At 68.5% G+C, this 25009-nt stretch carries 29 protein-coding genes and 1 pseudogene; 13 read left to right on the top strand and 17 right to left on the bottom strand.

Features of this window, described 5'->3' with window-relative positions; translation table 11 throughout:
* Positions 1-29: 29 nt before the first annotated feature.
* Positions 30-743 (top strand): ABC transporter ATP-binding protein, encoded by a 714-nt coding sequence (locus D0D37_RS14445; RefSeq protein ID WP_116201034.1) that lies wholly within the window; start codon positions 30-32, stop codon positions 741-743.
* Positions 740-1474: an ABC transporter permease gene (locus D0D37_RS14450; RefSeq protein WP_116201035.1), complete on the top strand. Its 735-nt coding sequence runs from the start codon at positions 740-742 to the stop codon at positions 1472-1474. The genes D0D37_RS14445 and D0D37_RS14450 overlap by 4 nt, the downstream gene beginning before the upstream one ends.
* On the opposite strand, the gene D0D37_RS14455 is transcribed toward D0D37_RS14450, so the two are convergent.
* From D0D37_RS14455 to D0D37_RS14465, 3 genes are all read right to left on the bottom strand, one after another.
* Positions 1471-2040, bottom strand: a complete 570-nt coding sequence (locus D0D37_RS14455; RefSeq protein ID WP_116201036.1) for a hypothetical protein — start codon at positions 2038-2040, stop codon at positions 1471-1473. The genes D0D37_RS14450 and D0D37_RS14455 overlap by 4 nt on opposite strands.
* Positions 2037-2570: an RDD family protein gene (locus tag D0D37_RS14460; RefSeq protein ID WP_244223512.1), complete on the bottom strand. Its 534-nt coding sequence runs from the start codon at positions 2568-2570 to the stop codon at positions 2037-2039. Before D0D37_RS14460 ends, D0D37_RS14455 begins: the two co-directional genes overlap by 4 nt.
* Before the next feature lie 61 nt (positions 2571-2631).
* Positions 2632-4107 carry a flavin-containing monooxygenase gene (locus tag D0D37_RS14465; RefSeq protein WP_116201038.1) on the bottom strand — a complete coding sequence of 492 codons (1476 nt, stop codon included), beginning with the start codon at positions 4105-4107 and terminating at the stop codon, positions 2632-2634.
* A gap of 80 nt (positions 4108-4187) precedes the next feature.
* On the opposite strand from D0D37_RS14465, the gene D0D37_RS14470 reads away from it, so the two are divergent.
* Complete coding sequence (locus D0D37_RS14470; protein ID WP_116201039.1) at positions 4188-4829, top strand: TetR/AcrR family transcriptional regulator; 642 nt, start codon at positions 4188-4190, stop codon at positions 4827-4829.
* Here the strand turns inward: D0D37_RS14470 and D0D37_RS14475 are convergent.
* From D0D37_RS14475 to D0D37_RS14495, 5 genes are all read right to left on the bottom strand, one after another.
* Positions 4816-5673: a sigma factor gene (locus tag D0D37_RS14475; protein WP_162834242.1), complete on the bottom strand. Its 858-nt coding sequence runs from the start codon at positions 5671-5673 to the stop codon at positions 4816-4818. The genes D0D37_RS14470 and D0D37_RS14475 overlap by 14 nt on opposite strands.
* Before the next feature lie 11 nt (positions 5674-5684).
* On the bottom strand, positions 5685-6722 hold the full coding sequence (locus D0D37_RS14480) for an NAD(P)/FAD-dependent oxidoreductase (protein ID WP_116201041.1): 1038 nt from the start codon (positions 6720-6722) through the stop codon (positions 5685-5687).
* 66 nt (positions 6723-6788) lie between these two features.
* Positions 6789-7250 (bottom strand): GNAT family N-acetyltransferase, encoded by a 462-nt coding sequence (locus D0D37_RS14485; protein ID WP_116201042.1) that lies wholly within the window; start codon positions 7248-7250, stop codon positions 6789-6791.
* Between the two features lie 83 nt (positions 7251-7333).
* Entirely contained in the window at positions 7334-8908 is a 1575-nt protein-coding gene (locus D0D37_RS14490; protein ID WP_116201064.1) for an ABC-F family ATP-binding cassette domain-containing protein, read from the bottom strand.
* 159 nt (positions 8909-9067) lie between these two features.
* The gene (locus tag D0D37_RS14495; protein ID WP_162834245.1) at positions 9068-9406 is read right to left on the bottom strand and encodes an MmyB family transcriptional regulator; all 339 of its coding nucleotides are present in this window, start codon (positions 9404-9406) and stop codon (positions 9068-9070) included.
* On the opposite strand from D0D37_RS14495, the gene D0D37_RS46610 reads away from it, so the two are divergent.
* Positions 9345-9521, top strand: a complete 177-nt coding sequence (locus tag D0D37_RS46610) for a hypothetical protein (RefSeq protein ID WP_162834243.1) — start codon at positions 9345-9347, stop codon at positions 9519-9521. The genes D0D37_RS14495 and D0D37_RS46610 overlap by 62 nt on opposite strands.
* On the opposite strand, the gene D0D37_RS14500 is transcribed toward D0D37_RS46610, so the two are convergent.
* Together D0D37_RS14500 and D0D37_RS14505 are read right to left on the bottom strand one after the other, a co-directional pair.
* Entirely contained in the window at positions 9475-10152 is a 678-nt protein-coding gene (locus tag D0D37_RS14500; RefSeq protein WP_116201044.1) for a class I SAM-dependent methyltransferase, read from the bottom strand. The genes D0D37_RS46610 and D0D37_RS14500 overlap by 47 nt on opposite strands.
* 40 nt (positions 10153-10192) lie before the next feature.
* Positions 10193-10756 (bottom strand): class I SAM-dependent methyltransferase, encoded by a 564-nt coding sequence (locus D0D37_RS14505; protein WP_116201045.1) that lies wholly within the window; start codon positions 10754-10756, stop codon positions 10193-10195.
* Positions 10757-10844: 88 nt separating this feature from the next.
* Between D0D37_RS14505 and D0D37_RS14510 the strand changes: the two genes are divergently transcribed.
* The gene (locus tag D0D37_RS14510) at positions 10845-11423 is read left to right on the top strand and encodes a helix-turn-helix domain-containing protein (protein WP_116201046.1); all 579 of its coding nucleotides are present in this window, start codon (positions 10845-10847) and stop codon (positions 11421-11423) included.
* Here the strand turns inward: D0D37_RS14510 and D0D37_RS14515 are convergent.
* Positions 11413-12378, bottom strand: coding sequence for a sigma-70 family RNA polymerase sigma factor (locus D0D37_RS14515; RefSeq protein WP_116201047.1), 966 nt, complete (start codon positions 12376-12378; stop codon positions 11413-11415). The genes D0D37_RS14510 and D0D37_RS14515 overlap by 11 nt on opposite strands.
* A gap of 62 nt (positions 12379-12440) precedes the next feature.
* Here D0D37_RS14515 and D0D37_RS14520 point away from each other — a divergent pair, with 62 nt between their 5' ends.
* From D0D37_RS14520 to D0D37_RS14535, 4 genes are all read left to right on the top strand, one after another.
* Positions 12441-13058 carry a maleylpyruvate isomerase family mycothiol-dependent enzyme gene (locus D0D37_RS14520; RefSeq protein WP_116201048.1) on the top strand — a complete coding sequence of 206 codons (618 nt, stop codon included), beginning with the start codon at positions 12441-12443 and terminating at the stop codon, positions 13056-13058.
* A 69-nt stretch (positions 13059-13127) separates the two neighbouring features.
* Positions 13128-14285 (top strand): tryptophan synthase subunit beta, encoded by a 1158-nt coding sequence (trpB, locus tag D0D37_RS14525; RefSeq protein ID WP_341867982.1) that lies wholly within the window; start codon positions 13128-13130, stop codon positions 14283-14285.
* Complete coding sequence (trpA, locus tag D0D37_RS14530; protein ID WP_116201050.1) at positions 14282-14995, top strand: tryptophan synthase subunit alpha; 714 nt, start codon at positions 14282-14284, stop codon at positions 14993-14995. Before trpB ends, trpA begins: the two co-directional genes overlap by 4 nt.
* Before the next feature lie 40 nt (positions 14996-15035).
* Positions 15036-15770, top strand: coding sequence for a GntR family transcriptional regulator (locus D0D37_RS14535; protein ID WP_116201051.1), 735 nt, complete (start codon positions 15036-15038; stop codon positions 15768-15770).
* Here D0D37_RS14535 and D0D37_RS14540 read toward each other — a convergent pair.
* The gene (locus D0D37_RS14540) at positions 15744-17297 is read right to left on the bottom strand and encodes a PucR family transcriptional regulator (RefSeq protein ID WP_116201065.1); all 1554 of its coding nucleotides are present in this window, start codon (positions 17295-17297) and stop codon (positions 15744-15746) included. The two genes, D0D37_RS14535 and D0D37_RS14540, sit on opposite strands and share 27 nt — an antisense overlap.
* 203 nt (positions 17298-17500) lie before the next feature.
* On the opposite strand from D0D37_RS14540, the gene D0D37_RS14545 reads away from it, so the two are divergent.
* The 3 genes and pseudogenes from D0D37_RS14545 to D0D37_RS48995 form a co-directional block, all read left to right on the top strand.
* On the top strand, positions 17501-19003 hold the full coding sequence (locus tag D0D37_RS14545) for a CoA-acylating methylmalonate-semialdehyde dehydrogenase (RefSeq protein ID WP_116201052.1): 1503 nt from the start codon (positions 17501-17503) through the stop codon (positions 19001-19003).
* A gap of 13 nt (positions 19004-19016) precedes the next feature.
* Positions 19017-20372, top strand: coding sequence for an aspartate aminotransferase family protein (locus tag D0D37_RS14550; RefSeq protein ID WP_116201053.1), 1356 nt, complete (start codon positions 19017-19019; stop codon positions 20370-20372).
* A 101-nt stretch (positions 20373-20473) separates the two neighbouring features.
* Positions 20474-20695: pseudogene (locus D0D37_RS48995) on the top strand (MarR family winged helix-turn-helix transcriptional regulator); the annotation flags it as partial.
* Positions 20696-20731: 36 nt separating this feature from the next.
* Here D0D37_RS48995 and D0D37_RS47405 read toward each other — a convergent pair.
* The 4 genes from D0D37_RS47405 to D0D37_RS14570 form a co-directional block, all read right to left on the bottom strand.
* Positions 20732-20998, bottom strand: a complete 267-nt coding sequence (locus D0D37_RS47405) for a hypothetical protein (RefSeq protein WP_208719951.1) — start codon at positions 20996-20998, stop codon at positions 20732-20734.
* A 93-nt stretch (positions 20999-21091) separates the two neighbouring features.
* Positions 21092-21424 carry a catalase-related domain-containing protein gene (locus tag D0D37_RS14560; protein ID WP_244223513.1) on the bottom strand — a complete coding sequence of 111 codons (333 nt, stop codon included), beginning with the start codon at positions 21422-21424 and terminating at the stop codon, positions 21092-21094.
* 79 nt (positions 21425-21503) lie between these two features.
* The gene (locus tag D0D37_RS14565; RefSeq protein WP_116201055.1) at positions 21504-22169 is read right to left on the bottom strand and encodes a response regulator transcription factor; all 666 of its coding nucleotides are present in this window, start codon (positions 22167-22169) and stop codon (positions 21504-21506) included.
* Position 22170: 1 nt separating this feature from the next.
* Positions 22171-23349, bottom strand: a complete 1179-nt coding sequence (locus D0D37_RS14570) for a sensor histidine kinase (protein WP_244223514.1) — start codon at positions 23347-23349, stop codon at positions 22171-22173.
* Between the two features lie 175 nt (positions 23350-23524).
* Here D0D37_RS14570 and D0D37_RS14575 point away from each other — a divergent pair, with 175 nt between their 5' ends.
* Entirely contained in the window at positions 23525-23755 is a 231-nt protein-coding gene (locus D0D37_RS14575; protein WP_116201057.1) for a hypothetical protein, read from the top strand.
* A 13-nt stretch (positions 23756-23768) separates the two neighbouring features.
* On the opposite strand, the gene D0D37_RS14580 is transcribed toward D0D37_RS14575, so the two are convergent.
* A partial coding sequence (locus tag D0D37_RS14580) for an APC family permease (RefSeq protein ID WP_162834244.1) occupies positions 23769-25009 on the bottom strand: 1241 nt, incomplete at its 5' end.

Here is a 25009-nt window from a genome sequence, read left to right on the forward strand (position 1 = left end):
GGAAATTCCGCGCGCGCAGAATTAAACGCATGACTAATTCCGCGGTGGTCATCGACGGTCTGCGGGTCGTCCGAGGTGGCCGGGAGGTGCTGCGCGACGTGAGCTTCCGCGTCGGGGCCGGTTCGGTCACCGGGCTGCTCGGACCGAGCGGCTGCGGGAAGACCACGCTGATGCGCGCTGTCGTCGGCGTGCAGGTGACGCACGGCGGCGCGGTCACTGTGCTGGGCGAACCCGCCGGGAGTCGTCGGCTGCGCAAGCGGATCGGGTATGCCACTCAGGCACCAGCGGTCTACGCCGACCTCACGGTCACCGAATCCCTGCGTTACTTCGCCTCCGTGCTGGGCGCGCCGGCGCGTTCGGTGGCCGACGCGATCGAACAGGTCGGCCTCGGCTCGCACGCCGACGCGCTGGTCGGCCGTCTTTCCGGCGGCCAGCGCAGCCGGGCCAGCCTCGCCGTCGCGCTGCTCGGCAAACCCGAACTGCTCGTGCTCGACGAGCCGACCGTCGGGCTGGATCCGTTGCTGCGCGAGCATTTGTGGAACCTTTTCCACCGGCTCGCCGCGGAGGGCACCACGCTTCTCGTGTCCAGCCATGTCATGGACGAAGCGGCGCGCTGCACCCGATTGCTGCTCATGCGCGACGGCGTACTGCTCGCCGACGATTCGCCGGACGCCCTCCGCGCGGCCACCGGCGAACAAGACCTCGAACGCGCGTTCCTGCACCTGGTGAAGGCTCAGCGATGACTGTCTCGATCACTCTCGCCACCACCCGCCGGATTCTGGCTCAGCTGCGGCACGATCCGCGCACCGTCGTGATGCTCGTCCTCGTGCCGACGCTGCTGATGTTGTTGCTGCGCTTCGTGTTCAACTCGGCCGAGGTGTTCAGCCGGATCGCGCCAGCGCTGCTCGGCGTGTTCCCGTTCGTGATCATGTTCCTGATCGCGTCGATCACCACGCTGCGCGAGCGCACCGCGGGCACCCTGGAACGGCTGATGACGATGCCGCTCGGGAAATTCGACCTGCTCGCCGGGTACGCGCTGGCCTTCGGGCTCGTCGCGGTGCTGCAGGTGGCGGTCGCGACGGCGGTCAGCCTGTGGTGGCTCGGGCTGACGGTGGCCGGTTCGGTGTGGTCGCTGCTGCTGATCACCGCGCTCGACGCGTTGCTGGGCATGGCGCTGGGCCTGTTTGTGAGCGCGTTCGCGACGAGCGAGTTCCAGGCCGTGCAGTTCATGCCGCTGTTCGTGCTGCCGCAAGCGTTGCTGTGCGGGCTTTTTCAGCCGCGCGAGCAGATGGGCTGGGTGCTGCACTGGCTGTCGGACGTCATGCCGCTGTCCTACGCCGTCGAAGCGCTCACCCAGGTGACGCACAGCTCGGACTGGACGATGACGTTGACCCGCAACATCTTGGTCGTGCTCGGCTGCGCAGTCCTGGCGCTGGGGCTCGGCGCGGCAACGCTACGTCGTCGTACGCCTTAAAGCCGCCTCGCCGCTGCCTCGTAGGCCGCACGGTTGCGGTTGAGCCATTTCGCGAAGTACTGGTCGGACTGGGTGTAGACAAATCCCGGCGGGACGAACAAAACGGCGAAGACCCCGAAGGCACCGAGCCCGATGATCGCCAGCTTCAGCACAGCGTCCGGCGGAGTATTGGACATAAAGGACAGTCCACATACGACAGTGGCCAGAAGACCCATTCCCGCCGCGGCAAAGAAAGCCCCGCGCACGTTGCCCGGCGTACGACCGGCAGGCGGATGCGAACCCGGGTTCAACGCCCGTTCAGTCGCGGGCCTGCTGCGCCAGATCAGCGTTCCGCCGAGCCACAGCACCGCGAAGAAGACGCCACCGCCCGCCAAGCTGAAACCGCCCGCGGCGGAGTGGGCCAGCACTCCGACTAAGAGCCCGCTGATGCCGAAGAGCCCGGCGAGACTGGCCGTCATCACCCGGTAGACCCGGCGCGTGGTGACGATCGCCTGCAGCCGGGCGGTGTAGTCGCGCAGCCGTTGTTCGGGAGTGTCCGCGACCGCGCGGACCTGGTACCCGCTCATGGCTTCCGGACGAAACCGGCCGCGCGGAGCCGGTCGGTCTCGCGGACGTCGATGCTCGTGCGAACCCCGTTCGTCACGGTCACGTCGCCGTTCAGGACACCGAGCGCAATGATCACGAAGCCGAGCGTGCGGATCAGCATCGCCCAGCCCGCCTTGCCGAGCCCGATCCGGCCGCCGTCGCGGAGCCGGACCAGGCGGATCCCGTTGAACAGCGCGCCGAGGCCGCGTCCGTTGCCGTAGAACCAGCCGTACAGCAGCGGCAGCACGAACAGCCCCGCCACCCCGAGCACGCTCGCGCCGACCGCGGCGTCGACGCTGTAGGACTTGACGTAGTACGCCACCGCCGCGCCGACCGACAGGCCGGTGACCAGGAGGAAGTCGACCAGCCACGCCCAGAGCGTGGAAGCGGTGCGCGCCTCGACGTACAGGTCGCCGTTCTCGAACGCGCGAATCCGCGCCGCCGCGCCCTTGCCGAGGACGGGTTCGGCCTGGGTGCGGAGGCGGGCCAGGACGTCTTGCTCAGTCTTCACACCGACCTCGACGCCGATCCGGGGCTGGAGGTTCCCCTGACCGGTGCACATCACCCGCGGCTCACGCGAAGCTGTAATCCTCCAACGGGAACCGCGCCGCTTCCCGGTGGGCGCTGATCGTCGACGTCGGGCGCAGCAGGGTCGCCTCGCCGTGCTGGTTGAAGTAGTAGCTGTTGGCCGTCGCGCACTGGCCGAGCGCGAACACCGAGTGCCCGACCTTGTGTTTCATCCGGTCGAGGAACTCGTCGTTCGCCCGCTGGGTCACCTCGAACACGTCCGAGCCGCGGGAGCGCATCCCCTTGAACAGCCGGTCGATGTGCTTCATCTGGCACTCGATGGTCGTGAAGTACGACAGGCCGCTGTAGGAATACGGGCTGTTGAGCGAAACCAGGTTCGGGAACCCGGGCACGGTCACGCCCTCGTAGGCCTGGAACCGGTTGTCCCGCCACCATTTCCCGAGGTTCTTGCCGTCCTTCCCGATGATCTCGATCGCCGGGAAGTTCACGTCCCACAGGTTGAAGCCGGTGGCCAGCACGAGCGTGTCGATCTCGGTGCGGTTGCCGTCCGCCGTGACGATCCCGGTCTCGTCGATCCGCTCGATGCCGGTGGTTTCGAGGTGCACGTGCGGGCGGGTGAAGGCCGGGAAGTAGCCGTTGGAGAACGTCGGCCGCTTGCAGCCGAAGGAGTAGTCCGGGGTGAGCTTGCGGCGCAGCTGCGGGTCGCGGACCTGGCGATAAAGGTGTGCGCGGCACCAGCGTTCGGCGATCCGGTTGGCCCCGCGGAACTGGCGGTACTGCACGACGCCGGAGATCATCATCAGCTCCAGCACCGAACTGCCCGCCAGCCGCACCGCGCGCTGCACCAGCGGCAGCTTCGCGAACGCCTGCTGCAGCGGCTTCGGCACGGCGTAGTCCGGCTTCGGGCTGACCCAGATCGGCGTGCGCTGGTAGACGGTCAGTTCCGCGGCGACCTTGGCGATCTCCGGGATGAGCTGGACGGCCGTCGCGCCGGTGCCGATCACCGCGGCGCGTTTGCCGGCGAGGTCGTAGCTGTCGTCCCACGCGGTGGTGTGGATGACCTTGCCCGCGAACTTCTCGATGCCCTCGATGTCCGGCATCTTCGGCTGCGACAGGAATCCGGTGGCGGTGAGCAGGTACTTCGCGGTGACCGTCTCGCCGCCTTCGATGCTGACCCGCCAGCTGGAGCCGTCCCAGGTCGCGCCGGTCACCACCGTGCCGAACCGCATCGAGGCGCGCAGGCCGTACTTGTCCGCGACGTGCTCGGCGTACTTCTTCAGCTCCGCGCCCGGCGCGAACAGCCGTGACCAGTACGGATTGGGTTCGAACGAGTACGAGTAGGTGGACGACGGGATGTCGACGGCCAGGCCCGGGTACCGGTTGACGTGCCAGGTCCCGCCGAGGTCGTCCTCGCGATCGAGAATCAGCAGGTCTCGGTAGCCGAGGCGGCGGAGCTGGATGGCCGCCCCCATGCCGCCGAAGCCCGCGCCGACGATGACTGCGTCGTACTGCGCGTCCATGTCCGACCTCTCGTCCGGAATTACTTGTCAGTAACGGAACGGTATGTCACTTCGCGGGACTTGGCAATACACTGCAGTGCGTGACAGCCCAGGAGAGCGCCCGCACCACCCGAGCCGAGCGCAAGAAGCAGGAACTGCGCCGCGAGATCATCGACGCGGCGTTCGACTGCTTCGCCGACCTTGGCTACCACGCCACCGGCATCTCCGACATCGCCACGAAGCTCGGCATCGGGCACGGCACGTTCTACCGCTACTTCCAGAACAAGCGCGACATCGTCGACCACGTCATCGACGACCTGGTCGCGCGCATTGTCACGGCGCTCACCGCGGAGAACGCGCCGGACGCGGTGTCTACTTTGGACGCCTACCGCGAGCAGACCGCCCGGATCGGCGACGCGCTGGCGCAGATCTTCGGCGAGGACCCGCGCGTGCCGCGACTGCTGCTGTTCGAAGCGGCCGGTATCGACAAAGCGATGGCGGCGCGGGTGCTGGACTTCTTCGAACTGGCCACGGAGCTGACCGCGGCGTATCTGTCGCACGGCGTGGAACTCGGCTACCTGCGCGCGGACCTCGACGTCGACAACAGCGCGCGGGCGATCAACGGGATGATCCTGGCGTCGGCGATCGCCTCGCTGCGCAACCCGGATCCTGACGAACAACGCCGGCTGAGCGAGGCCGTGCGGCGGATGATGTACGACGGGATCGCGGCTAGGCGAGAGTGATGCCGGTCAGCTTGTCGGGGTTGCGCACGAAGCACAGCGTCGACACGCCCTTGTTGTTCGCTCGCACGGTGACGGTGGTCGTCGCCTTGCCGTCCTGCAGGAAAACCGCGCCCGCGCTGCCGTTGATGATCGCGGGCACGATCGTCACCTCCTCCATGGTGGAGATTCCGATGAGGAACTGCGCGATCCGGTCCGGGCCGAACAGCGGCTTGCGCGCGGCCAGGACCTTGCCGCCGCCGTCGGAGTACAGGACCGCGTCCGGCGCGATCAGCGCGGCGACCTTGTCGATCTCGCCGGACAGCACTGCGTCGGCGAGCTTCGCCAGTGCCTCGGCGTCGCGATTTCCCTGATCCGGCAAGGAATCGCCGATCGCCGAGGTCACCGCCCGTTGCGCACGCGAGACGAGCTGCCGCGCCGCCGCGGGCGTGGTCTCCAGCACCGCGGCGACGGAGGGGTAGTCGACGTCGAGCACCTTGCGCAGGACATACGCCGCCGCCTGCTCGGGCGTCAACGTGCTCAGCACGAAGTCAAGCGCTTGGCCCAGACCGTCGCGATGCAGCATCTCCCACTCCGGCGAATCCCCCTCCACCACCGGATCCGGCAGCCAGGGACCCGGATAGTTCTCGCGCCGACGCCGCTGCGCCCGGACCGCGTTGAGGGCCAGCCGCGACACCATCACCGACAGAAACGCATGCGGGGTGCGGACCGTGTCGAGGTCCACGCGAGACCAGGTTTCCCACGCGTCCTGCACGACGTCCTCCGCGTCGTGGCGCGATCCGGTGATGTGGAAGGCGGCGGCGAGCATCGTCGACCGATGCGCGGTGAAGACGTCGCCGTGATCCATGCTGGCCAAGTCTAGGCGCCCGCCGGCCACGAATAGCGGCCCGCGCGATCCCGCTCCTGCGTCAGCCACCGCACGGTCATCCGGCAGATCGTCTCCTTGACGAGCCCGCCAGCCCGGCCGTCGATCGCGATCGCGCGCTCGGTGTCGTCCGGGTGCAGGAACTGGACGCGTCCGCGTCCGCTGCCGAGATCCGTGCACTGGAGCACGTAGCCCATCCGAAACGCTTCCCCGGCCTGCCCTTCGCGGCGCGCGGTGATGACGTCGGCGGCGTGCGCGCCCATCGGCAACGCCGTCGCGCACGCGGCGCGGAGGTAGGCGGGCGCTTCGAGATGCACAGCGTCGCCCGCGCCGAGGATGTTCGGGTGCCCCTTAACGGTCAACTGCTCGTCCACCAGCAACCGGCCGAATTCGTCGACCGGCAAACCCGAATCGGCGGCAAGGCTTGGCACGGTGAACCCGGTGGTGTCCACGACGAGCCCCTCGATCTCGGCCGGGTCTACGCGGCCGACCTCGATCTCTACCCCTTGTTTGGCGAGAAACCGCAGGTGCGCCTGGATCGCACGACGGTCCGGAGCGGTGGAGATCAGCTTCACCGCGCGTCCGGCCTCGCGGAGCGCTCCGGCGAGTTCGACCCCGGTCAGGCCCGCGCCGACGACGGTGACCGGAGCGTCCGGTGCGTCGGCGAGGGCGGTGCGGAGCCGTTCGGTTTCGTGCTCGGAGACGATTCGGTAAGTGCCGTTCTGGGCGCTGGCCCCGGATCCGACTGCGTAGAGGAGGGTGTCGTAGGGCAGGTTTTCGCCGGAGGCTAGCTGGAGCTTGTCGTCGCCGATCTTGGTCGCGGTGTCTTGGATGACCTCGACGGCGGAGTTCAGCACGGTGCCGAGGTCGAGCCGGGCGTTTTCCCGGAGGCCGGTTGCCACGCGGTGGAGCCGGATTCGCTCTACGAAGTACGGGTTCGGCGTGACCAGCACCACCTCCTCGCCGCGTCCGGCCAGCCGGTTCGAGGCCATGACCCCGGCGTATCCCGCGCCGAGCACTGTCGTCGTCATGCTGTCCTCCTCCGCTTCGGGGTCTTTCAGTGGATGGACACCGGTCGCGGAAAATCTGTGACAGCTTCAGATCTGGCGAGTCAGGTACGTGCTGTTCGGGTCGTCCCGGTACTTGCCGAACGGTGCGCACGGCGTGAAGCCCGCTCGCAGGTACAAGGCGCGAGCCGGGGCGAAGAACGCCATGCTGCCGGTCTCCAGGGAGATGCGTTCGATGCCTCGGTCTTTGGCGTCCTGGAGCAGGTGCTCCAGCAGCGTGCGAGCGATCCCTTGGCCCCGTCGGGCGGGGTCGGTGCGCATGCTTTTCAGTTCCTCGTGCCGTGGTTCCAGTGCCGCCAGGGCGGCGGTGCCGACGATGTGGTTGTCGTCCTGGACGGTCCAGAGCCGGACGCCGGGACGCTGGAGTGCGGCCAGGTCGAGGGCATGGCGGCTCTCAGCTGGGGCGGTGGGGGCGAGATCGTCCAGGTGCGCCTGCAGGAAGGTCTGGAGTTGTGGGTCCGCGAAGTCGGCTCGGTTGATCAGCAGAGGCATGGGCTCAGATTGCCCCGCGGATGTTTCGCGGTTGTTGCCGCCCGATGTGGCGTCGAGCGCACCCGACGCCACATCGGAACGGCCTAAAGCGCCAACCGCGGCCAGGCAGCCGTGTCACGCAACAACTGCCGGTCATGCGTGGCCACCACCACCGCGGCCGGGGTCTCTTGCAAAGCAGCGGTCAACTCGTCGACCAGCGTCGCGGACAGGTGGTTCGTCGGCTCGTCCAGCAGGAGGACCTGCGGACGAGCCGCCAGCACCAGCGCCAGATCCAGCCGCCGCCGGGCTCCGGTCGACAGCTCGGCGATCGGGCGGTTCCGGTCGTAGCCGCTGAGCAAGCCCAGGTCGGCCGTGCCCGGGAACCGTTGCTCGAGCAGTTCGGCGGCGGTGCGCCTTCGCGGGAGGTCGGATTCCTGGCCCAGCCAGCCGATTTGTGCCGACCTCGCGTGCGTGACCGTGCCCGACGTCGGCTCCAGTGCCCCAGCCAGAACCGCCAGCAACGTCGACTTCCCCGCCCCGTTCGGGCCGGTGACGACGAGCCGGTCCGCGCCGCCGAGGGTCAGGTCGACCGGATGGTCCAGCCGTCCCGCGACGGTCACCCCGGCGGCCCGCAGCGCCACTGTTCCTTGGTGCTGCGGCAATTCCGGCATGCCGAACCGCGCCGGTGGCGGCGGAACAGCCACCACGTGCGCGGTCAACTCCTCCTGCCGTCGATGGACGGCACGGACCAAGCCGGGCGCACGGGTCGCGCGGGCGTGCTTGCCGTGCCCCTTTTCCGGACGCCAGTTGTCGCGCAATCGGTTCTGTGCGGCGGAAAGGTCGTCCGCGAGGCGTTGCCGTTCGGCGAGTTGCTCGGCGTGCAGTGCCTCCCACCGAGCCCGTTCAGCCTGCCGGGCCTCGACGTACGCCGAATAACCGCCGCCGTAGCCGCGCGGGCGGCCGTCGCTCGACGGGTCGAGGTCCAGCACGGACGTGGCGACGTCGGCGAGCAACGCCCGGTCGTGGCTCACCAGCACCACCACTCCCGGGTACGCGCGCAACTGCGCGGTGAGATGCGCGAGGCCGGATGCGTCGAGGTGGTTGGTCGGTTCGTCCAGCAACAGCACGGAATGTCCCGCGCCGAGCAGACACGCCAGCCGGACCCGATGCCGCTGCCCGACCGACAACGTCCCGAGCGGACGGCTGCGATCGTCGACTGCATTCAGCGCGGCCAGCGATACCTCGACCCGCCGATCGGCATCCCACGCGTCGAGGGCTTCGGCATCCGAGAGCGCGGCAGCGAAAGCGTCCTCCGCGCCGGGTTGCCCTTCGGCGAGCGCGGTCGTCGCAGCTTCCAAGCAAGCCAGCGCACTCCGTACGGCGGCCAGTTCGAGATCGATCAGGTCGCCGACGGTTTCCTGGTCTCCCAGGGGAATCTGCTGATCGGCGACCCCGATCGCACCCGCGCGGCGGACCTCGCCGTGGTCGACCGGCTGAGTCCCGGCCAGCACGCGCAACAGGGTGGTTTTGCCACGGCCGTTCTCGCCGACAATGGCGACCCGGTCACCGGCCGCCGCGACCAGATCGACCCCGGCGAGCACCGGACGGCCGCCGAAGGTGACGTGGACGTCGGACAGCCGGACGTGCGCCGTGCGCACAAGCGAAAGCGGAGATGTCATGAGGGAAATGCCTCCGAAGAAAGTGATGAACAGCAAGGACGAGGGCCGGTGCCGCGAACGCGCGCGGTACCGGTGGAGGCGGAGATCCCTCAGAGGTAGAGCTGGTGCTGTATCACGATCGTCAGGGTAAAGATCTTCCCGGCGACGCGCATCCGAATTTCAGGCCGCGAGCGACGGGAGCTTCGCCGCGGTATCAGGATCGGCAGGCAAGCAGGCGACCAGCTTCCGGCCGGTGTCGTCCATAGTGGACAGCTTCACGTAATCGAAGGCAAGGACGCCCGCCCGCGGATGGTCGACGACCCGCCGGTTGCCGGTGAACGGCGCGACGTCGTGCGCGGCCCACCATTCGCTGAACTCCGGGCTGGCCTCACGCAGCGCCCGCACCAGTCCCGCCGCGCGCGAATCCTCGGCCCGGTGCGCGGCGTCGGACGCCGGGATGGCCTCCGGCGTGCTCGCGACCGGACTGCAGATCGGCGGGGCGCTGGGGGTCGCGGTGATCGGCGCGGTCTACTACGCCGGGTCGCCATCGCGCGCGCTCTCCTTGGCCGTCGGCGGCATTCTGGCGCTCACCGCCGGTGCGATCGCGATTCTGCGGCTGCTGCCCCGGAATTGACGCGGGCTCGAACTGCCAGCACGATCGGCAGCGGATCCCCGGTTTCGGCGAACCGGTCGAGAGTCAGACCAGCGTCGATGAACCCGTTCATCAACTCGGGCAGCGGCCAGTGCGCGGCGCCGACCTTGTCGCGAATCCCCCGATCAGTCCACGAGTCTTTGGTCCAATGCCCGTCGAGATAGCCAGGGCGGAGGACCACCGCGGCCGGATCGCCGCGGTCGGCGAACCCACCGCAGAAGCACGGATGGACGCCGACGTGCACGAACACTCCGTCCGGCCGCAGCACCCTGGCCACCTCGTGCAGCACGGCGAAATACGCGGGCATGTCGGTGTGCACCAGCACCGCGACCACCGCGGCGACGCTGCGGTCCCGGATCGGCAGCCGCGCGGCGTCGGCCTGTGCGATCGGCAGCCGGGTTCGGGCGTGCCGCAGCATCCCGCCGGACAGGTCGACGCCGAGCGGAGTCCAGCCCAGCTCGCGCACCAGGTCAGCGTGCACGCCGGTGCCACAGCCGATCTCCAGGCACAAGCCGCTGCCCTCGCGGAGAAGGCCGCGCAGCGCCTCGGGACCGGCACTCAACTGCGGGAAGTCCTCTTCGTACCAATCCGCGATCTCGTCGTATGCCGCCACCGCTCCAGTGCACTACCGAACCGCACCTGGCCGCCACCGATTACGCGTTCGGCGAAGAAACCTTGCAAGCGCAGAGAATCGTGTCGTGCAATTCCCCGCCGGGAACTTTCCGCGTGCGGTTCTCGGCGAGCGTGATCACCCATTGCTCGGGGTCCAGCCCTACGTCGTGGACGGTGATCGTCGACTCCGGCGGATGCATCTCCCCGTGGTGATGCCCGACCACCAGCAACGTCCCGCCCGGCGCGACCCACTCCGCGAGCCGCTCGAACAGCGGACCAGCGGCGTGCACGTAGTGCGTGGCGACGAGGTCGAACTGCCCCGGCGGCGTCCATTTCAGCAGGTCAGCGCAGACCCAATCGACCGCGCTCGACCGTTCGCGCGCGTGCCGCAGCACTTCCTCCGACAGGTCGACCGCCGTCACCTGCCATCCGTTCTCAGCGAGCCAGATCGCCTCGGTGCCTTCCCCGCAGCCGGCGTCGAGCGCGCGTCCGGGCGGGAGTTTTCCGGCCTCCCCGACCAGTCGCGGATGCGGTTCGAGCTGCGCGTGCCCGGCGGCGCCAGCCCAGTGCTCGTCCCAATAGGACTGATCGAATGCATGCGGCACAACGAGTTCCTTTCCTGGTTCCCGTTCCACCTTGCAAACCTTCCGGCACGACTGGCAAGCATTGTTGCCAATCTGTCAAACTTGGAAGATGGACGACGATCGTGCTCTGGACGCTGTCGGCCCCCGGCTGCGCGAACTGCGGCGGAAGCGAGAGGTCACGCTGGCCGACCTGGCCGCGCAAACCGGTATCGCGGCCAGCACGCTGTCCCGGCTGGAATCCGGCAACCGGCGGCCCACCCTGGAACAACTGCTGCCGCTGGCCCGCGCGCACGGCGTGACCCTCGACGAACTGGTCGACGCCCCGCAGACCGGCGATCCGCGCATCCACCTCCGCCCGATCAGCTGCGCTGACGGCGTCACGATCCTGCCGTTGACGCGCCGTCCGGGCGGGATCCAGGCGTACAAATTCGTCCTGCCCGGGCAACGGAAAAAGCAGGAACCCGATCCCAAGACGCACGAGGGCTACGAGTGGACCTATGTCCTCAACGGACAGCTAAGGCTGGTGCTCGGCGAGCACGACCTGACGCTTTCGCCCGGCGAGGCAGCGGAATTCGACACCCGGGTGCCGCACTGGTTCGACGCGGCTTCGGCGGAACCGGTCGAATACCTGTGCCTGATCGGACGACAGGGACAGCGTGCGCATGTCCGGGCAGCGCCTAAGGCGTGACCGAGGCGGGCAACCCGAACGCCGGGAAGTGCTCCGCGCCGAGGAACGACGTGAGGTCGCTGATCCGGTCGTCGCGCAAAGTCAGGACGGTGATCGACCACGCCTCGTGCGGGACGGTCGCCGAACCGCCGAGGTAGAACGCCACCGCGGGCTGGGCGTTCGCGCTGGTCAGCCGGAACCGCCAGCTCGGGCACCGCGTCATCGGGACCTGGAAGGCGAAATCGGCCACGGAGGTGCGGCCGCGGTACCAGTGCGGCAGCGGCGGCATCGACCAGGTGACGTCGTCGGTCAGCAGGCTGACCAGACCGTCGACGTCGCCTTCGGAAAGGGCGGTCGCGAAGCCGTTCACCAATTGCCGGAGGCTGGTGTCGTCGAGAGCGCGGAGTGTCTGCTGCTGAGTGCGGGCGGGGACGTGCGCCGAGATGGTCCGGCGGGCGCGGGCCAGGGCGGAGTTCACCGAGGTCACGGACGTTTCCATCATCGTGGCGATCTCAGCGGCGGAGAAGCCGAGGACGTCGAACAGCAGCAGTGCCGCTCGCCGGTTGCTTGGCAGGTGGCGGCACGCGGCGACGAAAGCCAGCTCGACGGCCTCGCGTTGTTCGTAACTGGCCGCCGGAACATCGGGGTACGGCCCCAGCCAGGCCACGTCCGTGCGCGGAGCCGAATCGAGCACGGCCTGCTCGCTCGACGGCCCCAGATCGATCGGCAGCGCGCGACGGCCGCGCTGCTCGATGAGGTCGAGGCAGGTGCGCGTGGCGACCGTGTACAGCCAGGTGCGCAGCGCACTGCGACCCTCGAACCCGGGCAGCCCGCGCCACGCTCGGAGCAGCGCCTCTTGCACGGCGTCGTCGGCATCGTGGATCGAGCCGAGCATCCGGTAACAGTGCGCACGCAATTCCGCACGCAACGGGGCCACCGCACGGGTGAACGCGGCCTCGGAAGAAAGTTCCCCCACGACCGACGATTCTGCCGCATCCGGCCGGTCTCACCTGACAACGACTACCGAGGAGAACTGGAATGACCGCCACCTGGCCGCAGATCCACACCGAACGCGCCGCGCTAGCCGACGACCTCGCCAACCTGTCCGACGCCCAATGGAGCACGCCTTCGCTGTGCCAGGGACTCTCCGTCCGGGAGGTGCTGGCCCACCTCACCGCGGGAGCGTCGCTCACGCCGTTGCGCTGGATGGCGGGTGTGCTCCGTTGCCGGTTCGACTTCGATCGGCAGGTCGCGATGCGCTTGGCCGAGCATCTCGGCGACAACCCGGCCGACACGCTAGCCCGCTTCCGCCGGGTCGTCGCCAGCACGACCAAACCGCCGTTGCCGGTCGTCGCGATGCTGGGCGAGATCGTCGTGCACGGCGAGGACATCCGCCGTCCGCTCGGGATCCGGTACGAGCCTCCGATCGAAACGCTCACCGCCGTGGCCCGCTACTACCTCGGTTCCGACCTTGTCGTGCTCGCCAAAGGACGCGTCCAAGGCCTCCGCCTCGAGGCAACCGACAGTGACTTTTCCGGCGGCTCGGGACCCCTCGTGTCCGGCCCGACGCTCGCGCTGATCATGGCGATGACCGGCCGTTCCCGGTTCCTCGACGAGCTGGACGGCGACGGCGTGGAGGTCTTGCGGCAACGCTGACGGGGTTGCACTCTGCCGCCAAGAGTTCTATAACAGTGGAGACAGTTCTAGAACTTTAAGGAGATGCTCATGCGCACCCCGACCCAGAAAGGACGCTTCGGGGAGTACGGCGGGCGCTGGGTGCCGGAATCCCTGGTGCCCGCCTGCCTCGAGGTCGCCGACGCGTTCGAAAAAGCCTGGGTCGACCCCGGCTTCCGCGAGCAACTCCAGACGATGCTCGCCCGGCACGTCGGCCGGCCCACGCCGGTGACGCCCGCCGAGCGGCTGTCCGCCGAACTCGGCGTGACCGTCGCGCTGAAGCGGGAAGACCTCACGCACACCGGATCGCACAAGATCAACAACGCGGTCGGCCAGGCGCTTCTCGCGAAGCGGATGGGCAAGCAGCGGCTGATCGCCGAAACCGGGGCCGGGATGCACGGCGTCGCGACGGCCACCGCGGGCGCGCTGCTCGACCTGCCGGTCACGGTGTTCATGGGCGAACAGGACGTCGAACGCCAGTCGCACAACGTGTTCCGCATGCGCTACCTCGGCGCGGAGGTCATCCCGGTCCGCAGCGGCAGCCGCACGCTCAAGGACGCGACCAGCGAGGCGATGCGGCACTGGGTCAGCTCGACCGAGGAGGCGCACTACTGCCTCGGCTCGGTCGTCGGGCCGCATCCGTATCCGTGGATGGTGCGGGAATTCCAGCGCGTGATCGGCGAGGAAGCCCGGGAACAGCACGTAACCGTGCCGGATTTCGTCGTCGCCTGCGTCGGCGGCGGATCCAACGCGGCGGGCACTTTCGCCGGGTTCGCCGACACCAGCGCGCGGCTCGTCGGGGTGGAAGCGATCGGCGGATCGGGCGCGACGTTCGGCCAGGCCGGGGTGCTGCACGGTTCGCGGTCGCTGTTCCTGCAGGACGAGCACGGGCAGATCCTCGAAGCCCACTCGATCGCCGCCGGACTGGACTATCCCGGTGTCGGGCCCGAACACGCGCACCTGCGCGACCTAGGCCGGGCACGATACGTCGCGGTCAACGACGAAGCGGCGATCGCCGCGGCCTCGCAATTGGCTCGCACCGAAGGAATCATCCCGGCCCTCGAATCCGCGCACGCGCTCGCCTGGGTGGCCGAAGCCGCTGGCACGCCGGATCTTCCGGCGGGCTCGACGGTTCTGCTCACTCTGTCCGGCCGCGGCGACAAGGACATCGCCACGCTGATCGCCCGTTCCGAGGAGTCCCGCGCATGAAAACCGACCGCAAGATCCTGATGCCATACATCACCGGCGGAATCACTCCTAAGTGGACAGACTACCTACCGGCGCTGGCTGCTGCCGGTGCGGACGCGATCGAGGTCGGCATCCCGTTCTCCGACCCGACATTGGACGGCGTGACTATTCAGGAGGCGTCGAACCTCGCACTCGCCAACGGAACGACTCCGCAGAGCGTCCTCAATGCACTTTCAGAGACCACAGTGGACGTTCCGATCATCGTGAGCACTTACGCCAACTTGGCCGTCCGAAAGGGTTTCTGCGCGGGCCTGAAAGAAGCCGGAGTCGAGGGCCTGATCGTGCCGGATCTTCCGTTGGAGGAAGTGCCCGAGATCGAGGACGAAATCGACCTGGCGCTACTGGTCTCCCCCGCGACGCCAGCCGACCGCGCACAAGAGATCGCCGCCCGGAGCCGAGGTTTCGTCTACGCCGTCTCGTCCATGAGCACGACCGGTGAACGCGACCACCTGCCCGCCTCCGCGATCGACCTGGCCACCCGCTTGAAGAACGTCACCGACCTGCCGATCCTGATCGGCTTCGGCATCTCCCAACCAGCGCACGCCACCGAGGCCGCACGGGTGGCCGACGGCGTGATCGTGGGCGCGGCGATCATGCGACGGGTGCTCGACGGCGCTGGTCCAGTGCAGGTCGGCGAGTACGTCGCGACCCTGCGAGCCGCGCTGGACTAGAATCCGCTGGTCAAGCCAAACTGGACCAGAACGGACGCGCATGGCCCGATACCGAGCGATCGCCGCGGATCTCGCCGCGAAGATCCGCGCCGGGGAGTACGCGCCCGGCGAGGCCCTGCCGCCGCAGCGGGAACTCAGCGCGTCCTACGGCGTCACGCTCATGACACTCCGGCAAGCGCTGCGCGAACTCAGCGACGAAGCCCTGATCGTGCAACAACCCGGCCGCGGCACCTTCGTGGCGCCGACACCGGCCTCGTACCAGCTGGGCTCCTTGCGCAGTTTCACGGAGGACCTGCGCGATCAGGGTTACGTCGTGCGTACCGAGGTCGTCAGCCAGTCAGTACGGCGGCTGCCCGCTCGCGTCGCCGCACGCCTGCAGGCTCGGGCTACTGATTCCGGCCTGCGACTGGAGCGCGTACGCGAGTTCGGCGGCCGCCGGGCGATCCACCAGGTGTCCTGGATCGCTCCCCCGCACGGGGAACGCCTGCGGGACATCGACTTCGCCACCATGTCACTCTACAGTGCACTGTCCGAACTGGACGTCGTGGTGGACCGGGCTGCTGAAACCATCCGCCCGCACGCGCTCGACGACAAGCTCGCCCACCTCCTCAACGAACCCGTCAACACGCCGGTCTTGGTCAGCGAACGCACCACCAGCACCCCGGACGGCACGATCGTCGTCATCGACCGCGCGACCATTCTCGGCAGCATGATGCACATCAGCACCGAGCGGGCCGCCGACCGCCTGTCACTGCGCTGGGGAGCCGGAAGCTGAATTGCGATGGCCGTGCGCCAACACGGCCAAGTGCAACGAAAGCCGAGTGTCCGGATCAGACAGCTCCACGCCAAGCAACCGCTCGATCGTCGCCAACCGCGAATACGCCGCCGGACGGCTCAGATTCAACGCCTTCGCGAACTCCGTCATCGAATAACCCGCCTCCACAAACGCCCGCAACGTCGCAAAAGCCCGACTGGCACGCGGTTCCGGCAACGTCAGCAACGGCCGCAATTGAGCCTCAGTGAACTCGTGCAACCGCGGATGCTCCCGCAACCACCACAACAACCCGCGCACCCCCAAGTCACCAGCGCGCCGAAGCCCAGGCACACCAGGCGATTCGACGTCCGCGACATGCACCGCTTCTTGGAGCGCCGCCGGTAACTCGCCAAGCCGACGCACCGGCCCGGCCGCTCCGAAAGCCGCCGCCAACCCGGCCGGAACACCGGCGACCACCCGCTCCAGCAAAGCTTTCTCCGCCGTGATCGAGGAACACGGGAACACCGCCGCCACCCGGCCTTCCGCCAGCACGCCGCCGATTCCGTCGCTGGTCAGCACCGCGTCCAGCAGCGCTCGCTCCTGCCCAGCCCGAGCCGGACGGCACACCAGCACCGCGTAGTACGCCGCCGAGGCCAGCCCCAACGCCCGGGCCCGCGCGCGGACCGAACCCTCGTCCGCGCCGTGCAGCAGATCCCGCAGCAAATCGCCCTGCGCCTCGACTTCCACCGACAGCGGCGAGCGTTCCAGCAGCTTCCCGACGGTCAGCGCCTCGGCCGCGCGTTCGAGCACCATCCACGCCGCGGGCTGTTCCGCCGACCGCGCGGGCACCACCAGCCGACCCCAGCGTTCGCGCGGCGGTCCGACCGGCGTGCACATCCAACTCTCCGGACCGCCCACCTCGGTCGCCGCGGAGAACGGCACTCGCCGGGACCGGGCTGGCCAATCGCGCAGGAGAGATTCCGCCGAGCCGACGCCGGCGAACGCGAGCGCCCGATGCGTCCGGTCCTCCAGCACGACCGGCAGCCCGATCAAGTCGGCCGCGTGCGCGAGGACCGCGTCCGGGGCCTGCGACGCCGAACCGACCGTGCTGAACGCCTCGTGCGCGCGCTCGGCCAGCCGCAACCGCTCGTAATGCGCGTTGACGATCCGCGCGTGCACGATCTCGGTCACCTCGATGAAGCGGACCGTGCTGCGCAGCTCCACCAGCGGAAACCGCGCGGCGCGGGCGGCCTGCACCAGAGCGCTGGGCAACGATTTCAGATGCTGCCCCGGCTCCACGACCAGCCCGATCGCACCCGCGTCCCGCAGCGACCGGACATACGCCACCGCGTCGAAGCCCGGCTCGGTGAACGCCCTCCCGATGGAGAGCACCAGAACGTCGCTGGTCAACGTCCCGGCGACGTCGCTCAGCTCGCTCACGTGCACCGAGCGCACCGGCACGTCGACCGCGTCCGCCGCCGAACGCACGACGGGAGCCCCGGCGGTCATCACAGGCAGCTCGAGAACGTCTCGCAAGGTCAGGTCCACCACGGCAGCATAACCCGACGATCTGTAAACAGATCCCCGCGCAAACCGACGTTTCGTCGGTTACCCGCGACCCGCCCGGGCGAGACCCTCAGAAGGCGCTGTGAAGGTCCGTGAGGGGAACCCTGAGGGAATCAGAGTCCCTCAGGGTTCCCCTCACGGACTTGAGGCCACAGAGGGCGAATACCAGGAAGAAAGGTGGCTCGATGAGCGATTCCGTGCCGACGCTGTCCCAGTGGATCGCCGGCGGTGAGGCAGCAGGAACGCCGGACGGCTACGGGGACGTCACGAACCCGGCGACCGGGAAGGTCACCAAGCGCGTGCCGCTCGGCTCGGCCGCGGACGCCGAGGCCGCGATCGCCGCCGCGAAAGCCGCCTTCCCCGCCTGGCGCAAGACTTCCCTGGCGAAACGCAGCCGGGTGCTGTTCCGGTTCCGCGAACTGCTCGACGCACGCGCGCACGAACTCGCGGAGATCATCACCGCCGAGCACGGCAAGGTGCTGTCCGACGCGGCCGGCGAAGTCGCGCGCGGCCTGGAGGTCGTCGAGTTCGCCTGCGGGATCCCGCAATTGCTCAAGGGCGCGGCGACGGCCAACGCGTCGACCGACATCGACGTCACGTCGCTGCGCGAGCCGCTCGGCCCGGTCGCGATCATCTCGCCGTTCAACTTCCCCGCCATGGTCCCGATGTGGTTCTTCCCGATCGCGATCGCGGCCGGGAACACCGTCGTGCTGAAGCCGTCGGAGAAGGTGCCGACCGCGGCGAACTGGCTCGCCGAGCTGTGGCGCGAAGCCGGTCTGCCCGAAGGCGTGTTCAACGTGTTGCACGGCAACAAAACCGCGGTCGACGCGCTGCTGCACAGCCCGGACATCGAAGCGGTGTCGTTCGTCGGATCGACACCGATCGCGCAGTACGTCTACGAGACCGGCACCGCGAACGGCAAGCGCGTCCAGGCGCTCGGCGGCGCGAAGAACCACATGGTGGTGCTGCCTGACGCCGACCTCGATTTGGTCGCCGACCAGGCAGTTAGCGCCGGTTTCGGCTCCGCGGGCGAACGCTGCATGGCGGTGTCGGTCGTGGTCGCGGTGGGCGACGTCGCCGACGCGCTGGTGCCGCGGATCGCCGACCGCGCGAAGACGCTGGTGACCGGCGACGGCACCCGCGGCTGCGACATGGGTCCGCTGGTCACCGAGGCGGCGAAGGACCGCGTGTCCGGCTACATCGCCGCCGGTGCCGAAGCTGGCGCGACACTGGTGTTGGACGGCCGGGAAGGCAAGTTCGACGCGGACGGCAACGGATTCTTCGTCGGCCCCACGGTGTTCGACCACGTCCGCCCGGACATGCCGATCTACACCGACGAGATCTTCGGCCCGGTGCTTTCGGTGGTGCGCGTGGAGACGTTCGCCGACGCGATCGAACTGATCAACGCCGGTCCGTACGGCAACGGCGCGGCGATCTTCACCAACGACGGCGGCGCGGCCCGCCGGTTCTCCGCCGACGTCGAGGCGGGCATGGTCGGCGTGAACGTCCCGGTGCCGGTCCCGGTGGCCTACCACTCCTTCGGCGGCCGAAAGAACTCGCTGTTCGGCGACACCCACGCACACGGCGGCGAGGGCGTGCACTTCTTCACCCGCGCCAAGGTCGTCACCACCCGCTGGCCGGGAGCCGGACAGGGCGGACTCGACCTCGGCTTCCCGCAGAACGTCTGAGAAGGGATCTACAATGGACACTCAGTCGGCAGCGGCCCGGCACCTGTGGATGCACTTCTCCCGCATGGGAAATTACCAGGACTCGCCGGTCCCGGTGATCACCCGCGGCGAGGGCGTGCACGTGTGGGACGACCGCGGCCGCCGCATCCTCGACGGGCTGGCCGGGCTTTTCGTCGTGCAGGCCGGGCACGGCCGCCGGGAACTCGTGGAAGTCGCCGCACAGCAGGCGAACGAGCTGGCGTACTTCCCGATTTGGGGCTATGCCACGAAACCGGCTGCGGAACTGGCCGAACGGCTCGCGCACCTCGCACCGGGCGACCTCAACCGCGTCTTCTTCACCACCGGCGGCGGCGAGGCCGTGGAGTCCGCGTGGAAGGTCGCGAAGCAGTACTTCAAGCTGACCGGAAAACCCGGCAAGCACAAGGTGATCAGCCGCGCGGTGGCCTACCACGGCACCCCGCACGGCGCGCTCGCGATCACCGGGCTGCCCGCGATGAAGAAGGACTTCGAACCGCTCGCGCCGGGCGGCTTCCGCGTGCCGAACACGAACCTGTACCGGCATCCGGAGTTCGCCGACGACCTCGAAGCGTTCGGCCGCTGGGCCGCCGACCGGATCGAGGAAGCGATCCTGTTCGAGGGCGCGGACACGGTCGCCGCGGTCGTGCTCGAACCGGTGCAGAACTCCGGCGGCTGCCTCACGCCGCCGCCCGGGTACTTCGAGCGGGTGCGCGAGATCTGCGACCGGCACGACGTGCTGCTGGTCGCCGACGAGGTGATCTGCGCGTTCGGCAGGCACGGCACGACGTTCGCCAGCGAGAAGTTCGGTCTCCAGCCGGACCTGCTGACCTGCGCCAAGGGCCTCAGCTCCGGCTACAGCCCGATCGCCGCGCTGATCGCGTCGGACCGGGTGATGGAGCCGTTCCTCGGCGCAGGAGTCGGCTTCCCGCACGGGTACACCTTCGGCGGGCATCCGGTGTCGGCCGCGGTCGCGCTCGCGAACCTCGACCTGATGGAGCGGGAAGGGCTCAACCAGCGCGTACTGGACCATCAAGACTCGTTCGGATCGACGCTGGGCAAGCTGCTGGACCTGCCGATCGTCGGCGACGTCCGCGGCGACGGCTATTTCTGGGCCGTCGAGCTGGTCAAGGACAAGGCGACCCGCGAGACGTTCAACGCCGACGAGCGGGAACGCCTCGTCCGCGGCTTCCTGCCGGGCGCGCTGTTCGACCGCGGCCTCTACTGCCGTCCGGACGACCGGGGCGACGTGGTCGTCCAGTTCGCTCCGCCGCTGATCGCGGGGCAGGCGGAGTTCGACGAGATGGAGCAGATCCTGCGGGACGCGCTGCTGGAGGCGCAGAAACTCGTTTAAGCCAACTGGCGAGGGAGGAGGCCGGGACCGGCTGGTCCCGGCCTTCTTCCGTGCCGTCGCCTATCATGAGTGGCCGGAGTCCTGACCGCGAGGCGGCGCGCATGCCCGAGCACGACCCCAGCCTCGACCGCCGGCTGGCCGACGCCATCGAACGGCTCGGGAACGGCCTGCGCGCCCTTTCCCAACGCAGCGCCCGCACGCAAGGCCTTTCGCCACTGCAACAACAGGCGGTGCTGTCCCTGTCGCGCCAACCCGCGACGCGGCGCGAGGTGAACACGCTGGCTGCGGAATTCGACGTGACGACACCGACGATGTCCGACGCGGTCAGTGCTCTGGAACGCAAGGGACTCCTCACGCGCTCACCCGGTTCGGACGGCCGACGCCGCCTGCTCACCCTGACCGACCGCGGCTTCGAGGTCGCTGCTGAACTGGCAGAGTGGGATGAGCAGCTGGTGCGATCGCTGGCCGCGCAGCCGGAGCCGGATCGGGCCACGACGTTGCATACGTTGTTGCGGGTGATCGCGGATCTGCAGCGCGGCGGCGCGATCAGCGTGGCCCGGGTGTGCACGACGTGCCGGTTCTTCGGGCGTGATGCGGAAACCGTTGGCACTGACCGAATTGCGCACCGACTGCCCGGAACACGTGCAAGCGACCGCAGGTCCGTGAGGGGAACCCTGAGGGAATCAGAGTCCCTCAGGGTTCCCCTCACGGACAGCCGGTCACAACGCCCCGAACTCCTCGCACGCCTTCCGCACCCCCGCCCCGTAAGCCGGATCCGCCTTGGCGCAGTTGTCGATATGCCGCTCCACCGTCTCCCTGCGCGCGCCCTTGATCCCCCGCGCCGTGTTCTCGAACAGCCGCTGCCGCGCGCCCTCGTCCAGCAGCCGGAACAAGTTGCCGGGCTGCTCGAAGTAGTTGTCGTCGTCCTCGCGGTAGTCGAAGCGATCCGTGACCTCGCAGGCTTTAGCGGCAAGGTCGTACCGGATTCCGAAGGGGGATTCGCTGCGACAAACAGCGTAAATTGCTCGGTCGAACCATTTCCGGCGAGCCAATTCGCATTCTATCGGAGAACACGCTCTCATTTCCGAATATCTGCGTGCTTGCGGCTCGGCGGTGAGATTTGCGCGCTGCTCACTCCTCGCTGTCGCGCACCACCAACGCGATCTGCACCCGGTTCGCCACGCCGAGCTTCGCGAACAGGCTGCTCGTGTGCGCCTTCACCGTCGCCACGCTGATGTGCAGCCGCGCCCCCACCTCGGCGTTCGACAGCCCCTCCGCGATCGCCCGCGCGGTGTCCCGTTCGCGCTCGGTCAACGCGGCCAGTCGCGCCTGTGCCGCTTCCCTCGCGGTACGCCGGGTCTCCGACGACTGCGGCCCCATCGCCGCGGTGATCAACCGGCTGGTGGCCGCCGGAGACAGCGCGGGATTCCCGTCCGCGACCGAGCGCACCGCCGCCAGGATGTCCCGCGGCGGGGTGTCCTTGAGCACGAACCCGAGCGCCCCGGCCCGCAGCGCGCCGAGCACCATCTCGTCGGAGTCGAACGTGGTCAGCACCAGGATCCGCGGCGGGTCCGGCCAGCTGAGGATCGCTTCGGTCGCGCTCAGGCCGTCGCGTCCGGGCATCCGCACGTCCATCAGCACGACGTCCGGCCGGATCCGGCGGACCTCGGCGATCGCGGCGTCGCCGTCCGCGGCCTCGCCGGCGACCTCCAGGTCGGCTTCGCCGTCGAGCATGAGCCGCAACGACATCCGCACCAGCTGATCGTCGTCGACGATCACGACCCGCACCCGGTCCAACTCACTCGCTCCCTTCGCCGCGGGCAGGCCACGGCAGCCACGCGGTCAGCACGAACCCGCCGCCCGGGTCCGCGTGCTGGTCAAGTTCACCACCAGCCAGCTCGACGCGTTCGGAGAGCCCCAGCAACCCGAACCCGGCCGACGGCGGCGGCTTCTCGCCCCTCGCCGCGCCGGAATCGCGCACAGTCACGCGCAGGCCGTCGCCTTCCCTGCCCTCCACGGTGACACCCACTTTCGCGCCAGGCGCGTGTTTACCGGCGTTGGTCAGTCCTTCTTGGACAATCCGATACACCGTGCGGGCAAGCAAATCCGGCGGCTTGCCGACAGACTCCGGCGTATAGACCACGTCGACCCCGAGCGCCCGAGCGTCCGCGACCAGCGCAGGCAGAGTCGCGAGCGACGGCTGCGGCGGCTCCAGCCCACCCGGGCTGGCCCGCAACACCCCGAGGACCTCCCGCAACTCCTCCAACGCCTGATGCGCACCGTCAGCGATCCCGCGAGCCAGCAGTGACACCTGCTCAGCGGGCAAATCGGTGCGATGCCCCAGCACCCCAGCCTGCATCGCGACCAGCGAAACGCGATGCGCGAGGACGTCATGCATCTCGCGCGCGATCCGATGCCGCTCGACAATCCGCGCCTCAGCCGCCCGCGCGACCTGCTCGCGTTCAGCACTCTCCGCACGTTCCCGCAGCGACTGCAACTCCTCGCGCCGCGCCCCGATCGCCGCCCCGACCGCCACGACGATGCCGGTGATCAGCAGGATGAACGAAACCGACAACCACCAGGGGTCGGGATCGGAGCCGCGCGGGTAAATACTTTCGGTGATCGCCCCGGTCCCGACGCAGGCAAACCCGATGAACGCGGTCTCGAGCGGCCGGCGCCGGGTAGCGAGCGACCCGAGAACAAGCAGCGCCGCACCCCCGGCGGACGTCGACACCGCTGAGACGATCACCACCCCGGTCGCGATCGACAGGGGATACTTCCGCCGCCACAGGCTCACGACCAGGCAGCCGACGCCGACGATCGGGTCGCCGAAGAGCAGCCACCCGGTGCGCGGGTCCGCGGATCCCTCCGGCAGCCGCGAGGCGACCGCCAGCCAGGCGAACACACCGAGCAGCGCGGCGACGACCAGCCGCCACCCTTGCTGCCACGGCTTGAGCTTGACCTGCGAAACGATCACCAGTCCATCTTCGCCGATCCCGCCCCCGCCGTGCAGCCGCCCGCGGCACAGCCTGTGCCCTAGACCAAAGTCGTACCCCTCGACTTTGGTCGGCCTCCACTAGCTCCGCAGGTCCGATGCGTCCCATGGCACCGACCGCCACCCTCGAGGTCACCACGAAACCAGAGGAGGACGCATGAGCAAGGGCGGCTACGCAGCGGTGCAAACGGTCGGCATGGTGCTCACAGTCGTATGCGCACAAGCCGGGATCCGCAGTTTCTTCGACCACGACGCACGCCAACTGTGGGGCGCGTTCACCTGGGTCCCCGGCGGTTGGGGCGGACAACTAGTCGCACTCTTGGCGCTGACCCTCATCGGAATGGCGATCGCCGGCTGGGCCCATGATCGAGCCAAGCCGAAAAGCTGAGTCCACGACGGACTCAATGCACCTCCGGCCCGAGCGCCGCATACGTCTCCGGCCGCTTCCGGCGTAAATACGCGGCCATCGCCAACCCCGCGACAATCAGGATCGGCAACAACCACGGCAACAACCCGATCCACGCCGCGTCCGACCCAGCCATCGTCGGAAAGTTCAACACCGCCAGCACAATCACGACAATGAGCCCGGCCCCGCCAAGCCCCGGCGCGACAAACGTGCTCCACCAATGCGGATCACGCCGCTGCCGGAAGAACACCACCACCGCGATCGACGCCATGGCCTGCAACACGAGGATCGCCAACGTCCCAAACCCAGTCATCGACGACGTCAAGAACGCGACCGGATCGAGCCCGAGCACCGCGAAGATCGCCGCTACCACAGTAGCGAACCCGATCTGCGCAGCACTGGCGTTGCGCGGCGAACCAGAAACCGTACGTCCCAACACCTTCGGCAGCACCCCGTCGCGAGCGAGCGCGTAAATGTAGCGACTGGCAGAGTTGTGCAACGCCAACAGCGCGGCAAAGAGACTCACCACAAGCAACAACTGCATGATATCGGTGAGCACAGTCCCCAGAACATCCTGTGACGTAGCGAGCAACAAGTCGCCCGCCGCAAGATGATCCTGCGCAACGGATTTCGCGTTCCCCACACCGATCGCACTCACCAGCGCAAGCGACGTAACCGCAGCGAAAACGCCAATCGCGATCACCGCGATGTAGGTAGCACGCGGCACCGACTTGTTCGCGTCCCGCGCCTCCTCGCTGAACAACGCAGTCGCCTCAAAGCCGATAAAACAGGTGGCAGCAAACAACAACCCAAGCCCGATAGACCCAGACGTCACGACCGCAGGCGACAAGGCACTGAACGAATATCCGGACTTCACGAGCACCGCGACGTCGAACACGACCAGAATGCTGACCTCGAGAATCAACGACACGGCAAGCACCTTCGCCGAAACGTCAACCCCGCGACGGCTCAGCAGAAACACCGCCGCCACCGACAACCCAGCCCAAAACTCCCACGGCAAATCAAGATGAAACACCCGGTTGACCACACCCCCGGTCAACGCGCCAGAGGTCCCCACCGCCCCCGCCACGAAGCAGTTATACCCACCCACCGCGACAAACGCCCCTGCAAGCCCCGCAGGACGCCCCAACGCGGCGGTAAGATAGGCGTAGAAAACACACGCGTTGGAGACGGACACCATCATCCGCGCACACCCCAACCCAAACAACAGCAACA

Source organism: Amycolatopsis circi (assembly GCF_003385235.1).
Lineage (GTDB): Bacteria > Actinomycetota > Actinomycetes > Mycobacteriales > Pseudonocardiaceae > Amycolatopsis > Amycolatopsis circi.